Genomic DNA, 12,587 nt, shown 5'->3' on the forward strand with positions numbered 1-12,587 from the left:
AGGGCAGTGGCGTGGGTCACACGGGTTGGTTGAGGGAACAACCAAGGTCGTCCTGGACTTGAGTGGGTAAGACTCAAGTTCAGAATGGCAGGTGTCGACGATGACCACACTTCCCGTCCTCCCCCTGGACGACGCTGTTCTGCTGCCCGGCAACGTGGTGGCGGTGGCGCTCCAGCCGGACACCCAGGCCGCGATCGACGCGGCACGGGCCTCCGGTGACAAGACCGTGCTGGCCGTGCCGCGCCTGGACGGCGAGTACGGCTCGTACGGCGTGACCGCGGTGATCGAGAAGGTCGGCCGCCTCCCCAGCGGGGAGCGTGCCGCCGTGCTGCGCGGCGTGACCCGTGCCCGCATCGGCTCCGGCGTGCCCGGACCGGGCGCGGCGCTGTGGGTCGAGGCGACCCTGGTCACCGAGCCGGAACCGGCCGGCAAGGCCAAGGAGCTGGCCCGCGAGTACAAGGCCCTGGTCGTCGCCGAGCTGCAGCAGCGCGGCGCGTGGCAGGTCGTCGACGCCGTGGAGCGGATGACCGACCTGGGCGAGCTGGCCGACTCGGCCGGCTACGCCCCGTGGCTGACGCTGGCGCAGAAGGTGGAGCTGCTCGGCTCGCCGGACGTGACGGCGCGGCTGGAGCTGCTGGTCGGCTGGGCGCGCGAGCACGCGGCCGAGCAGGAGGTCTCCGAGAAGATCAACAGCGAGGTGCGGGAGGGGCTGGAGAAGTCCCAGCGCGAGTTCCTGCTGCGCCAGCAGCTGGCCGCGATCCGCAAGGAGCTGGGTGAGGACGAGCCCGAGGGCACGGCCGACTACCGGTCCCGCGTGGAGGCCGCCGACCTGCCGGAGAAGGTCCGGGAGGCCGCGCTGCGCGAGGTCGGCAAGCTGGAGCGCGCCAGCGACGCCTCGCCCGAGACGAGCTGGATCCGCACCTGGCTGGACACGGTGCTGGAGATGCCGTGGAACGTGCGCACCGACGACAACACCGACCTCGCCGCAGCGCGGGCGGTGCTGGACGCCGACCACGCGGGCCTCGACGACGTCAAGGAACGCATCCTGGAGTACCTGGCGGTGCGCAACCGCCGCGCGGCCCGCAACCTGGAGGTCGTGGGCGGCCGTGGCTCCGGCGCGGTGCTGGCCCTGGCCGGTCCGCCCGGGGTGGGCAAGACCAGCCTCGGCGAGTCGGTCGCGCGGGCGCTCGGCCGCAAGTTCGTCCGCGTCTCGCTGGGCGGCGTGCGCGACGAGGCGGAGATCCGCGGTCACCGGCGCACCTACGTCGGCGCGCTGCCGGGCCGCCTGGTCCGGGCGCTGCGTGAGGCGGGTTCGATGAACCCGGTGGTGCTGCTGGACGAGGTCGACAAGATCTCCGCGGGGTACGCCGGCGACCCGGCCGCGGCCCTGCTCGAGGTCCTCGACCCGGCGCAGAACCACACCTTCCGCGACCACTACCTCGAGGTCGACCTCGACCTGTCCGACGTGCTGTTCCTGGCCACCGCGAACGTGGTGGAGACCATCCCCGGACCGCTGCTGGACCGGATGGAGCTGGTCACCCTGGACGGCTACACCGAGCAGGAGAAGGTCGCCATCGCCCGGGACCACCTGCTGCCGCGGCAGCTCGACCGGGCCGGCCTGACCGCCGACGAGGTGTCCATCAGCGACGGCGCGCTGGGCGCGATCGCCGCCGAGCACACCCGCGAGGCGGGCGTGCGCCAGCTGGAGCGCGCCCTGGCCCGCATCCTGCGCAAGGTCGCCGTCAAGCAGGCGGGCGACAGCGGGCAGGTGCAGGTCGACGACGGCAACCTCAAGGAGTTCCTGGGCCGTCCCCGGTTCACGCCGGAGTCGGCGGAGCGTACGGCGACACCGGGTGTCGCGACCGGACTCGCGGTCACCGGTGCCGGCGGCGACGTGCTGTTCATCGAGGCGACCTCGATGGACGGTGAGCCGGGGCTGACCCTGACCGGCCAGCTCGGCGACGTGATGAAGGAGTCGGCGCACATCGCGCTGTCGTACCTGCGCTCGCACGGCCGCAAGCTGGGGCTGGACCCCAACGCGCTGGCCGGGCGGCGGATCCACCTGCACGTGCCCGCGGGCGCGGTGCCCAAGGACGGCCCGAGTGCCGGTATCACCATGGTCACCGCCCTGGCGTCGCTCGCGTCCGGACGTCCGGTCCGGCCGGAGTTCGGCATGACCGGCGAGGTCACGCTGAACGGGCGGGTGCTGCCCATCGGCGGCGTCAAGCAGAAGCTGCTGGCGGCGCACCGGGCGGGCCTCACCGAGGTGATCATCCCGGCCCGCAACGAGCCGGATCTGGACGACGTGCCGGCCGACGTGCGCGAGGGTCTGACGATCCACGTGCTGTCGGATGTCGCCGACGTGCTGGCGCTGGCCCTGCGGCCGGTCGAGCCCGCCGACGGCGTGGCGCTGGCCGGTGGCGACACGGCCACTCCGGCGGAGCCGGCCCTGGCCGGAGCCTGACGCTCGGGGGCGAACGGGAAGGGCGTCCCCGTCACCTGTACGGTGACGGGGACGCCCTTTGCTGCACTGATCAGAGCGGGTGGACGTTGGCCGCCTGCGGGCCCTTCTGGCCCTGGGTGACCTCGAACTCGACCTGCTGGCCCTCCTGGAGCTCGCGGTATCCGCCACCGGAGATGGCGGAGTAGTGGACGAAAACGTCCGCACCCCCGCCGTCCTGCTCGATGAAGCCGAAGCCCTTCTCAGCGTTGAACCACTTGACGGTGCCGGTTGCCATGAATCCCTCTCACGGGGCCGTCGACTGCCCCGCACCGCACTGCGCGGCGCGGCCATTGCCCCACAACCGCTGACCCTAGCGCGCCATGCACGGGAAGGATGACTTTTGCCGACGAACAGGGCGATTCTGCGACCGATCGAGCGCCGGATCGGGCATGCTGGGCGAGTGACAGGTCGCGTTGATTACGCAATGCATGACCTTCAGGACAAAACGTTACCGGCGCACAGCGACGGACTCGACCGGCTCAGCCTGACCCCGGTGCCCCTCGTCCCCGAGATCCGCCTCCACCTCGCGGTGGACGCGATCGTGTGGTGGGCCCGGATGGAAGCCGAGGCAGGCCGCTCCATGCCCACCCCGTTCTGGGCCTCGGCCTGGGCCGGCGGGCAGGCCGTGGCGCGCTACGTGCTGGACCACCCCGAGGTGGCGCACGGGCGCCGGGTGCTCGACCTCGCCGCGGGCTCCGGCCTGGCCGGGATCGCGGCCGGGCTGGCCGGCGCGGCCACGGTCACCGCCAACGACATCGACCCGTACGCCATCGCCGCGGTCGCGCTCAACGCGCGGGCCAACGGGGTGACCGTGACAGGCCGACAGGGCGACCTGCTCGACGGCGACGGCGGCGACGCCGACCTGGTGCTGGCCGGGGACGTCTTCTACAGCGACGAGATGGCCGAGCGGGTGCTGCCGTTCCTGCGGCGGGCGGCCGACCGGGGCGCGTCGGTGTACGTCGGCGACCCGGGCCGGGACTTCCTGCCCGCCAAGGAGCTGGTCCTGGTCGCCACCTACGACGCGGGCAGCGCGCTGACCTTCATCGACGCGCAGCTGAGCCGCATCAACGTGTTCCGGCTCGGCGGTTAGGCGTCCGGCCCGGACAGCAGGTGGTGCAGGTAGAGCTGCGGCTCGGCGAGGAACGAGCGGGTCAGTGACACCGGCTCGGCCTCGTCGAAGCCGACCTGCGTGATCCCGCCGCCGGCGTCGAGCTGCAGGATGCGCGCCCCGGGCACGGCCAGCAGGATCGGCGAGTGGGTCGCGATCACGAACTGCGAGCCCTGCGCCGTCAGCTCCTGGATGCGCGCGATGACGGCCAGGCAGCCGTACACCGACAGCGCGGCCTCCGGTTCGTCGAGCAGGTACAGCCCCTGCGGCCCGAACCGGTGGGTGACCAGGTCCAGGAACGACTCGCCGTGCGAGCGCTCGTGCAGGCTGTGCCCGCCGTAGGAGCCCTGCACCTGCAGGCGCTCGATCTCGGTGGCGACGTTGTAGAACGACTCCGCCCGCAGGAAGAACCCGGTGCGCGGCTTGCGCAGCCCGCGGACCAGCGTCAGATGCTCGCCGAGCACGGACTCGCTGGCCCGCGTCGCGAAGTCGAAGTTCTGCGAGCCGCCCTCGGGGTTGAACCCGGCCGCCACGGCGATCGCCTCGACCAGGGTCGACTTGCCGGTGCCGTTGTCACCGACCAGGAACGTCACCTTCGGGTCCAGCTCCAGCCGACCGGCCTTGCGCAGCCCGGCCACCACCGGCAGCGCGAACGGGTACGCCGCCGCGTCCACCCCGTCGTCGTCCAGCTCCACCCACCGCAGGAACCCGCCCGCCGCCTTCGCCATCGTCCGACCGTATCGCCGCCGACCCGGCCGAACGGCCGCCGCGCCCGCACCCGCTCCGGCATGCTGGGAACATGACCAGCAAGGGCGTCTGGCCGGCTTTGACGCTGGCGGAGTGGTCGGACACACGGGACACGCTGCACCTGTGGACCCAGGTGGTGGGCAAGGTGCGGCTGGCACTGGAGCCGATGATCAACCAGTGGTGGCAGGTGCCGCTCTACATCGACGTGCGCGGCTTCACCACGTCGCTGATGCCGTACGGCTCGGCCGGGCTGGAGATCACGTTCGACTTCCAGCGGCATGTGCTCGACCTGCACACGACCGGCGGCGACAGCCGCGAGGTGGAGCTGCGCCCGCGCAGCGTCGCCGACTTCTACGCGGCCGTCATGCAGGCGCTGGACTCGCTCGGCATGCCCGTCGACATCATGGCCCGGCCGGTGGAGCTGCCGGTGGCGATCCCGTTCGCGCAGGACGAGCAGCACTGCTCCTACGACCCGGTGTACGCGCACCGGTTCTGGCTCGCGACGGTGCAGATGCACCGGGTGTTCACCGCGTTCCGGGCGCGGTTCCAGGGCAAGGTCAGCCCGGTGCACCTGTTCTGGGGCGCGCTGGACCTCGCGGTGACCCGGTTCTCCGGGGAGGAGGCGCCGCCGCATCCGGGCGGGGTGCCCAACTGCCCCGACCGGGTCAGCCGGCTGGCCTACGACCACGAGGTGAGCAGCTGCGGATTCTGGCCCGGTGGCGGCGCGGAGGGTGCCTTCTACTCGTACGCCTATCCCGAGCCGCCCGGCTTCCAGGCCTGGCCGGTCTTGCCCGAGCAGGCCGTGTACGACATGGAACTGGGCGAGTTCCTGCTGCCGTACGAGGTCGTGCGCACCGCCGACGACCCGGACGCGACCCTGATGGCGTTCCTGCAGTGCACCTACGAGGCCGCCGCCGAGCTCGCCGCCTGGGACCGGCACGCGCTGGAGGTGTCATCCGCCGTCTACGCGAGATCCTGAGGCGGAAACGCCTAGCGTGGTGACATGTCGGACTTGGCGCAGCAGGGGTCAGCGGATCGCGAGACGGCGCTGGTCCGGCGACCGGAATACCTGCGGGTGCTGGGGATCGCCGGGCTGCTCGGCGTGCCGGTGTCGCTGGTGGCCTTCGGTTTCCTGGCCCTGCTGCACGAGTCCGAGCACCGGATCTGGCACGACCTCCCGCACGCGCTGACCGGCGGGGACGTCCCGCCCTGGTGGTGGCCGCTGCCGCTGCTGGCCCTCGCCGGGCTCGGTGTCGGCGCGGTGGCCCGCTGGGCCCCGGGCCACGGCGGGCACACCCCCGCCGACGGCATGGGCGGCCCGCCGCCGACCCCCGCGCAACTGCCCTGGGTCCTGGTGGCGGCACTGATCAGCCTGCCGCTGGGTGCCGTGCTCGGACCGGAGGCGCCGCTGATCGCCGGTGGCGGCGGCCTGGCGCTGCTGGCCGCGCACGTCTTCGGCATCGAGCCCGGCAGCCGCCCGGCGATGGTCGTCAGCGGGGCGGGCGCGGCGGCCGCCATCGCCGCGATCTTCGGCAGCCCGGTGGTCGCCGCCGTACTGCTGATAGAGATGGTGCAGCTCAGCGGCGCGGCACTGTCGGCGGTGGTGATCCCCTGCCTGCTGTCGGCGGGCGTCGGCTCGATCGTGTTCACCGGCCTGGGCCTGTGGTCGGGCCTGCCCATCGGTTCGCTGAATCTGCCGATCCCCGCCACACCCGTCCGGCCCGACCTCGGCGACCTGCTGTGGGCGCTGCCGCTGGCGGTCGTCGCCGCGGTCGGCATCCGGCTGGTACGCGGGCTCGCCAAGAACCTCGCCCCGCGGGTGGCCGCCCGGCCGCTGGCGGTGACCGTGCTCGCCGCGCTCGGCGTGGGCGCGTGCGCGGCCGCGTACGCCCTGGTCACCGGGCGGTCCCCGGCGGAGGTCGCGCTGTCGGGCCAGCAGACGCTCGCGGCGCTGGCGGCCGACCCCACGGCCTGGCCGGAGACCGCGCTGCTGGCCATGGTCCTGTGCAAGGGCCTGGGCTACGCGCTGTCGCTGGCCGCGCTGCGCGGCGGCCCCATCTTCCCCGCGGTGACCCTGGGCGGCGTGCTCGGTGCGCTGGCCGCCCCGCTGCCCGGCTTCGGCGCGGTCCCGGCGATGGCGGCCGGCATGGCCGCGGCCACCGTCGCCATGCTGCCGCTGCCCGTCAGCGCCGTGGTCCTGGTGGTCCTGCTGCTGGGCCCGGCCGGCTTCAGCATGACCCCGGTCGTCCTGCTCGCCACCGTGGTCGCCTTCATGACCGAACAACTCGTCGAACACGGCCTCACCCGCCCCCGCCAGCCCTGACCCGCTCAAGGTCGTCCGACTTGCCTGGCACATGGGCGAAAGCATGCTCAAGATACGCACAGGTGCCAGGCAAGTCGGACGATCAATGAGGCCCTATTCGGGGCGGGTCTTGCCGTAGAGCCAGGGTTGGAAGAAGGCGTCGAGGGGGCGGCCGGCGATGCGCTCGGACAGGGTCACGAACTCGGCGGTGCTGGCGTTGCCGTCGCGCTGCTCGGCGGTCCAGGTGCGCATGATGGTGAAGAACTTCTCGTCGCCGACGAGCTTGCGCAGGGCGTGCAGGGTCATCGCGCCGCGCTCGTAGACGCTGCTGGAGAAGATGCCGTCGCTGCCGGGGTCGGCGGTCGGCACCCGCCACATCCGGTCCTTGCGGTCGCGGTAGCGCCGGTCGTAGTGCTCCTGCACGGTACGGCCGCCCTGGTGCTCGTCCCACAGCCACTCGGCGTACGTCGCGAAGCCCTCGTTGAGCCACATGTCGCGCCAGCTCTGCACCGAGACGCTGTCGCCGAACCACTGGTGCGCCAGCTCGTGCGCCAGGATGATCGTGTCCGGCCCCTTCTGCCAGGTCTTGGGCAGGTAGATGGGGCGGGTCTGGTTCTCCAGCTCGTCGGAGACCCGGTTGTCGCCGACCACGATGCCGCCGTAGGCGTCGAACGGGTACGGCCCGAACAGGCTCTCCAGGAAGTCGGCGACCTCGGTGGTGCGGGCCAGATTGCGGTCGGCCTCGCCGGCCGGGACGCTCGACGCGATCGCGTAGATCACCGGCTTGCCCCGGTGCTCGGTCTGCGTCACCCGGTAGTCGCCGACGACCATGGTGGCCAGGTAGGAGGCCATCGGGGAGGTGACGTGCCAGCTCCAGGTGGTCCAGTCGCCGTCGGTCTTCCTGCCCTTGAGCACGCCGTTGCTCAGCCCGCTGAGCTTGCTCGGCACGGTCAGGTCGATGGTGTAGAGCGCCTTGTCCCGCGGGTGGTCGTTGACGGGGAACCAGGCCGCCGCGGACTGCGGCTCGCCGACCGCGACCGCCCCGTCCTTGCCGACGAAGAAGCCGTTGTGGTCGGCGTCGCGCTCGCGGGTCTCCCCCGGCTTGCCGCCGTACTTCACGACCGCGGTGAACGCCTGCCCCGAGTCGATGTGCCTGGTCGGCGTGACCACCAGCTCGTCGCGGTCCCGCTTGACCTCGGCCGGGTCGCCCTCGACCACCACGGACGACACGGTCAGGCCGATGAGGTCCAGGTGGAAGCGGTCGAGCGGGACGGTGGCCTTGGCCTTGACGGTCGTCGTGCCGTCGAGCTGCCCGGTGGCCGGATCGAACTTCACCTTCAGCGCGTACGACGAGACGTCGTAACCGCCGTTGCCGTAGCTCGGGAAGTACGGGTCGCCGATGCCCGCCAGGTCGACCTCGGCCGGGGTGTCCCCCTCCAGTCCGGGCTCGATGCCCATCGGCCCGGGCCGGGCGGGCGGCGGCGACCCGGTGCACCCGCCCAGCAGCAGTGCGCCCGCCAGCAGCGTGGCGCTCCAGAACCTGACATCACGCACCACTGGGACAATTCGCATGAAATCACATTAGAGCTGGTCAACCAAGATCGGGTGCAGCCAGCCGAACCTGCTCCGCCGACTCGTCGTCGGGCTCCTGCTGCGACTGCCGCTCGGCCTGCACGCGCGCCGTGTAGACCTCGATCTCCTCCTCGATCTCCTTGTCGGACCAGCCCAGCACCCCGCCCATCAGCCGGGCCACCGTCGGGGCCGCCTGCACCCCGCGCGACCAGGTCTCGATCGACGCCCGGGTGCGCCGGGCCAGCACGTCGTCGACGTGCAGCGCGCCCTCGTGAGAGGCCGCGTAGACCACCTCCGCACCCAGGTAGTCGTCGGCTCCGGGCAGCGGATCGGCCAATTCGGGATACTCGGCGACCAGCCGCAGCAACTCATGGATCATCGAGCCGTACCGGTTGAGCAGGTGCTCGATGCGCACCACGTGCAGCCCCGACTCCTGCGCCAGCAGGTGCCGCCGGTTCCACAGCACCTTGTAGCCCTCGGCCCCGGCCAGCGGCACCTCGTGCGTCATCGACTCCGGCACCCGCTGGTCCAGGCTGCGCACCGCCTCGTCGACCGCGTCCTTGCCCATCACCCGGTACGTCGTGTACTTGCCGCCCGCGATGACCACCAGGCCCGGCACCGGGTGCCCGACCAGGTGCTCGCGGGACAGCTTGCTGGTCTCCTCGGACTCCCCCGCCAGCAGCGGGCGCAGCCCGGCGTAGACGCCCTCCACGTCGGCCGTGGTCAGCTTGGTGACCAGCACCGAGTTCACGTGCTCCAGGATGTACTTGATGTCGCTGGCGGTGGCCGCCGGGTGGGCCAGGTCCAGGTTCCAGTCGGTGTCGGTGGTGCCCACGATCCAGTGCCGCCCCCACGGGATCACGAACAGCACGCTCTTCTCGGTGCGCAGGATCAGCCCGGTGCGCGACTGGATGCGGTCGCGCGGCACCAGCAGGTGCACGCCCTTGGACGCGCGCACGTGGAACTGCCCGCGGGTGTCGGCCATACGCTGTGTCTCGTCGGTCCACACGCCGGTCGCGTTGATCACCTGCTGGGCGCGGATCTCGTACATCTCCCCCGTGACCACGTCCTCGACCTGCGCGCCGACGACCCGCTCACCCTCGCGCAGGAACTCGTTGATGCGGGCCCGGTTGGCCACCATCGCGCCGTAGGACGCGGCGGTGCGCACCACGGTCATCGTGTGCCGGGCGTCGTCGACCTGGCCGTCCCAGTACTGCACGGCGCCGACCAGCGACGCCTTCTTCAGGCACGGCGCCTCGCGCAGCGCCCGGCGGTGGCTCAGGTGCCGGTGGTGCGGCACGCCGCGGCCGTTGCCGGTGCCCAGACCCATGACGTCGTACAGCAGCACGCCCGAGCCGACGTACGGCCGCTCCCACACGCGGTGCGTCAGCGGGTAGAGGAACTTCACCGGCTTGACCAGGTGCGGGGCGAGACGGGTCAGCAGCAGCGCCCGCTCCTTCAGCGCCTCGGCGACCAGGCCGAAGTCCAGCATCTCCAGGTAGCGCAGGCCGCCGTGGATCAGCTTGCTGGACCGGCTGGACGTGCCCGAGGCCCAGTCCCGCGCCTCGACCAGGCCCGTGGTCAGGCCGCGGGTCGCCGCGTCCAGCGCCGCCCCGGCGCCGACCACGCCCCCGCCGATCACCAGGATGTCCAGCTCACGAGCGGCCATGTCGGCCAGCGCCTGACGGCGCGACTCAGCGGAAAGCGCGACGACGTCCATCGTGGGCCCCTTACCCGACCTCGACCCAGTTCAGGGTCCGCTCGACGGCCTTCTTCCAGCCCTTGTAGCCCTCTTCGCGCTGCTCGTCGGTCCAGGTCGGCTCCCAGCGCTGGTCCTCGTGCCACTGCTCGCGCAGCTGGTCGGTGTTCTGCCAGAAGCCGACCGCGAGCCCGGCCGCGTACGCCGCGCCCAGCGCGGTCGTCTCGGCGACCACGGGCTTGCTGACCGGCACACCGAGGATGTCGGCCTGTAGCTGCATGCACAGCTTGTTCGCGGTGATGCCGCCGTCGACCTTGAGGAACTCCAGCGCCACCCCGGAGTCCTTCTCCATCGCCTCGACCACGTCGCGCGACTGGTAGCAGATCGCCTCCAGCGCGGCGCGGGCCAGGTGCGCGTTGGTGTTGAAGCGGGACAGGCCCACGATCACGCCGCGGGCGTCGGAGCGCCAGTACGGCGCGAACAGCCCGGAGAACGCGGGCACGAAGTAGATGCCGCCGTTGTCCTCGACCTGCCGGGCCAGCGACTCGCTCTGCGCCGCGCCGCTGATGATGCCGAGCTGGTCGCGCAGCCACTGGATGGCCGAGCCGGTCACCGCGATGGAGCCCTCCAGCGCGTACACCGCGGGCTGGTCGCCGAACTTGTAGCAGACCGTGGTCAGCAGGCCCGACTTCGAGCGCACCAGCTCGGTGCCGGTGTTGAGCAGCATGAAGTTGCCGGTGCCGTAGGTGTTCTTCGCCTCGCCGGGCGCGAAGCACACCTGCCCGACCGTGGCCGCCTGCTGGTCGCCCAGCGACGCCGGCAGCGGGATCTCCCCCGCGAACGGTCCGCCGGCCCGGGTCGTGCCGTACAGCGACGGATCCGACGACGGCCGGATCTCCGGCAGCATCGCGCGCGGGATGTCGAAGAACGACAGCAGCTCGTCGTCCCAGTCGAGGGTCTCCAGGTTCATCAGCATGGTGCGGCTGGCGTTGGTCACGTCGGTGATGTGCACGCCGCCGTCGGAGCCGCCGGTCAGGTACCACAGCGTCCAGGTGTCGGTGTTGCCGAACAGGGCGTCGCCGCGCTGCGCGGCCTCGCGTACGCCGTCGACGTTCTCCAGGATCCACTGAATCTTGCCGCCGGAGAAGTAGGTCGCCGGCGGCAGCCCGGCCTTGCGCCGGATGGTGTCGCCGCGGCCGTCGCGGTCCAGCGCGGAGGCGATGCGGTCGGTGCGGGTGTCCTGCCACACGATGGCGTTGTAGTAGGGCCGCCCGGTCCGGCGGTCCCACACCACGGTGGTCTCCCGCTGGTTGGTGATGCCGACCGCGGCCAGGTCGGAGGCCTGCAGCTTGCGCTGGGCCAGCGCCGTGCGGATGACGGCGCTGGTGCGCTCCCAGATCTCCAGCGGGTTGTGCTCCACCCAGCCCGCCTGCGGCAGGTACTGCTTGTGCTCCAGCTGGTGCTTGCCGACCTCGTTGCCGCCCCGGTCGAAGATCATGAACCGTGTGCTCGTCGTCCCCTGATCGATCGCACCCACGAAGTCAGCCATCTCGCGTCCTCTCCCTGAACGTCGTCCTGGTCGGCACGGCTCACGCGTCGTTCTCGGACGTGCCCGACTCCTTCACCCCGACCGTGCCGACCGGCGTGGTCGCCTCTTCCACCTGCTCCACCGTGAGATAACGGCCGATCAGGACCTGGTACAGCCAGGCGCCCAGGGCGCCGCCGAGCAGTGGCGCGACGATCGGCACCCAGAAATACAGATTCCCATACTGATCTCTGAAGGCGGACTCGTAACCGGTCAGATATGACGCCAGCCGGGGCCCGAAGTCACGGGCCGGGTTGATCGCGTAGCCGGCCGCGGTGCCCCAGGCCATGCCGATCCCGACCACCAGCAGACCGATCATCAGCGGGGCCAGGTTGGCCAGCGGCGGCAGGTTGAGCAGGTCGGTCAGCGCCAGCACCACGAACAGCAGGATCGCCGTGCCGATGATCTGGTCGCGGAACGCGCCCCAGGTGCCGATCGGCGCCGAGCCGTTGCCGGGCAGGGTGGAGAAGACGCCCTGCGTCTTGATGGTGAGGCCGGGGTCCACCTTGTGCAGCACCTCGGTGTAGTTCCACCGGACGATCAGCGCCGCGACGAACGCGCCCAGGAACTGCGCGATGATGTACGGCAGCACCTTCACCCAGGGGAATCCCTTGAACAGTGCCAGCGAGAACGTCACCGCCGGATTGAGGTGCCCGCCGCTGATACGCGCCGCGACGTAGACACCCATGGTCACGCCCAGGCCCCAGGCCCAGGCGATGCTGTCGTGGTCGCCGAGCCCGCCGCCGACGACCTGAGCGACCACGCCGACACCGAACAAAATCAGGATCATGGTGCCCGCGAACTCGGCGCTCAGCTCGCGCCACAGTCCCTTCGTGGCGCTCGGCTTCTCTACTGCCGTCCCGGAACTTGCCATGTCTGTCCGCCCCCCAGAGGTGTCCGCGGGTAGGGGCGGCGAGGCCGTGCGGCGTGTGCGTCATGTGCCGTCGCGGCAGAAAAACCGCCGCCGACCACCGAAAACGGCGATCCACTCGCGCTACGTGTCCAGCATAGAACGAATCGCGTCCAGCCTAGATCGCTCTCCGATACCCGCTGCCGGGTATGCGATCGTCG

At 71.4% G+C, this 12,587-nt stretch carries 10 protein-coding genes; 4 read left to right on the top strand and 6 right to left on the bottom strand.

Features of this window, described 5'->3' with window-relative positions:
• The first annotated feature begins 100 nt into the window (after window positions 1-100).
• Window positions 101-2,464: an endopeptidase La gene (lon, locus tag HAV39_RS18180; RefSeq protein ID WP_191840402.1), complete on the top strand. Its 2,364-nt coding sequence runs from the start codon at window positions 101-103 to the stop codon at window positions 2,462-2,464.
• A 70-nt stretch (window positions 2,465-2,534) separates the two neighbouring features.
• On the opposite strand, the gene HAV39_RS18185 is transcribed toward lon, so the two are convergent.
• Window positions 2,535-2,738, bottom strand: coding sequence for a cold-shock protein (locus HAV39_RS18185; RefSeq protein WP_144124622.1), 204 nt, complete (start codon window positions 2,736-2,738; stop codon window positions 2,535-2,537).
• Between the two features lie 189 nt (window positions 2,739-2,927).
• On the opposite strand from HAV39_RS18185, the gene HAV39_RS18190 reads away from it, so the two are divergent.
• A complete protein-coding gene (locus HAV39_RS18190) occupies window positions 2,928-3,593 on the top strand; it encodes a class I SAM-dependent methyltransferase (RefSeq protein WP_191840403.1) in 666 nt (221 codons plus the stop codon).
• Here the strand turns inward: HAV39_RS18190 and HAV39_RS18195 are convergent.
• Complete coding sequence (locus HAV39_RS18195; protein ID WP_191840404.1) at window positions 3,590-4,339, bottom strand: AAA family ATPase; 750 nt, start codon at window positions 4,337-4,339, stop codon at window positions 3,590-3,592. The two genes, HAV39_RS18190 and HAV39_RS18195, sit on opposite strands and share 4 nt — an antisense overlap.
• A 71-nt stretch (window positions 4,340-4,410) precedes the next feature.
• Here HAV39_RS18195 and HAV39_RS18200 point away from each other — a divergent pair, with 71 nt between their 5' ends.
• Both HAV39_RS18200 and HAV39_RS18205 read left to right on the top strand, forming a co-directional pair.
• Window positions 4,411-5,337: a DUF5996 family protein gene (locus HAV39_RS18200; RefSeq protein ID WP_191840405.1), complete on the top strand. Its 927-nt coding sequence runs from the start codon at window positions 4,411-4,413 to the stop codon at window positions 5,335-5,337.
• 24 nt (window positions 5,338-5,361) lie between these two features.
• The gene (locus HAV39_RS18205; protein ID WP_191840406.1) at window positions 5,362-6,681 is read left to right on the top strand and encodes a chloride channel protein; all 1,320 of its coding nucleotides are present in this window, start codon (window positions 5,362-5,364) and stop codon (window positions 6,679-6,681) included.
• Window positions 6,682-6,774: 93 nt separating this feature from the next.
• Here the strand turns inward: HAV39_RS18205 and HAV39_RS18210 are convergent, their stop codons facing one another.
• The 4 genes from HAV39_RS18210 to HAV39_RS18225 are packed head-to-tail and all read right to left on the bottom strand — an operon-like array spanning window position 6,775 to window position 12,390.
• Window positions 6,775-8,232 (bottom strand): M1 family metallopeptidase, encoded by a 1,458-nt coding sequence (locus HAV39_RS18210; protein WP_191840407.1) that lies wholly within the window; start codon window positions 8,230-8,232, stop codon window positions 6,775-6,777.
• A 19-nt stretch (window positions 8,233-8,251) separates the two neighbouring features.
• Window positions 8,252-9,952: a glycerol-3-phosphate dehydrogenase/oxidase gene (locus tag HAV39_RS18215; RefSeq protein WP_191840408.1), complete on the bottom strand. Its 1,701-nt coding sequence runs from the start codon at window positions 9,950-9,952 to the stop codon at window positions 8,252-8,254.
• 10 nt (window positions 9,953-9,962) lie between these two features.
• Window positions 9,963-11,480: a glycerol kinase GlpK gene (glpK, locus tag HAV39_RS18220; RefSeq protein WP_191840409.1), complete on the bottom strand. Its 1,518-nt coding sequence runs from the start codon at window positions 11,478-11,480 to the stop codon at window positions 9,963-9,965.
• Window positions 11,481-11,520: 40 nt separating this feature from the next.
• Entirely contained in the window at window positions 11,521-12,390 is an 870-nt protein-coding gene (locus tag HAV39_RS18225) for an MIP/aquaporin family protein (protein WP_191840410.1), read from the bottom strand.
• Window positions 12,391-12,587 lie beyond the last annotated feature (197 nt).

The sequence above is a fragment of the Catellatospora chokoriensis genome (genome assembly GCF_011297315.1).
GTDB classification, from domain to species: domain Bacteria; phylum Actinomycetota; class Actinomycetes; order Mycobacteriales; family Micromonosporaceae; genus Catellatospora; species Catellatospora citrea.

What these genes read in the sequence shown, in the direction of transcription:
- lon (WP_191840402.1), top strand. Translation starts at nt 101, where the DNA reads ATGACCACACTTCCCGTCCTCCCCCTGGACGACGCTGTTCTGCTGCCC.
- HAV39_RS18185 (WP_144124622.1), bottom strand. Translation starts at nt 2,738, where the DNA reads ATGGCAACCGGCACCGTCAAGTGGTTCAACGCTGAGAAGGGCTTCGGC.
- HAV39_RS18190 (WP_191840403.1), top strand. Translation starts at nt 2,928, where the DNA reads ATGCATGACCTTCAGGACAAAACGTTACCGGCGCACAGCGACGGACTC.
- HAV39_RS18195 (WP_191840404.1), bottom strand. Translation starts at nt 4,339, where the DNA reads ATGGCGAAGGCGGCGGGCGGGTTCCTGCGGTGGGTGGAGCTGGACGAC.
- HAV39_RS18200 (WP_191840405.1), top strand. Translation starts at nt 4,411, where the DNA reads ATGACCAGCAAGGGCGTCTGGCCGGCTTTGACGCTGGCGGAGTGGTCG.
- HAV39_RS18205 (WP_191840406.1), top strand. Translation starts at nt 5,362, where the DNA reads ATGTCGGACTTGGCGCAGCAGGGGTCAGCGGATCGCGAGACGGCGCTG.
- HAV39_RS18210 (WP_191840407.1), bottom strand. Translation starts at nt 8,232, where the DNA reads ATGCGAATTGTCCCAGTGGTGCGTGATGTCAGGTTCTGGAGCGCCACG.
- HAV39_RS18215 (WP_191840408.1), bottom strand. Translation starts at nt 9,952, where the DNA reads ATGGACGTCGTCGCGCTTTCCGCTGAGTCGCGCCGTCAGGCGCTGGCC.
- glpK (WP_191840409.1), bottom strand. Translation starts at nt 11,480, where the DNA reads ATGGCTGACTTCGTGGGTGCGATCGATCAGGGGACGACGAGCACACGG.
- HAV39_RS18225 (WP_191840410.1), bottom strand. Translation starts at nt 12,390, where the DNA reads ATGGCAAGTTCCGGGACGGCAGTAGAGAAGCCGAGCGCCACGAAGGGA.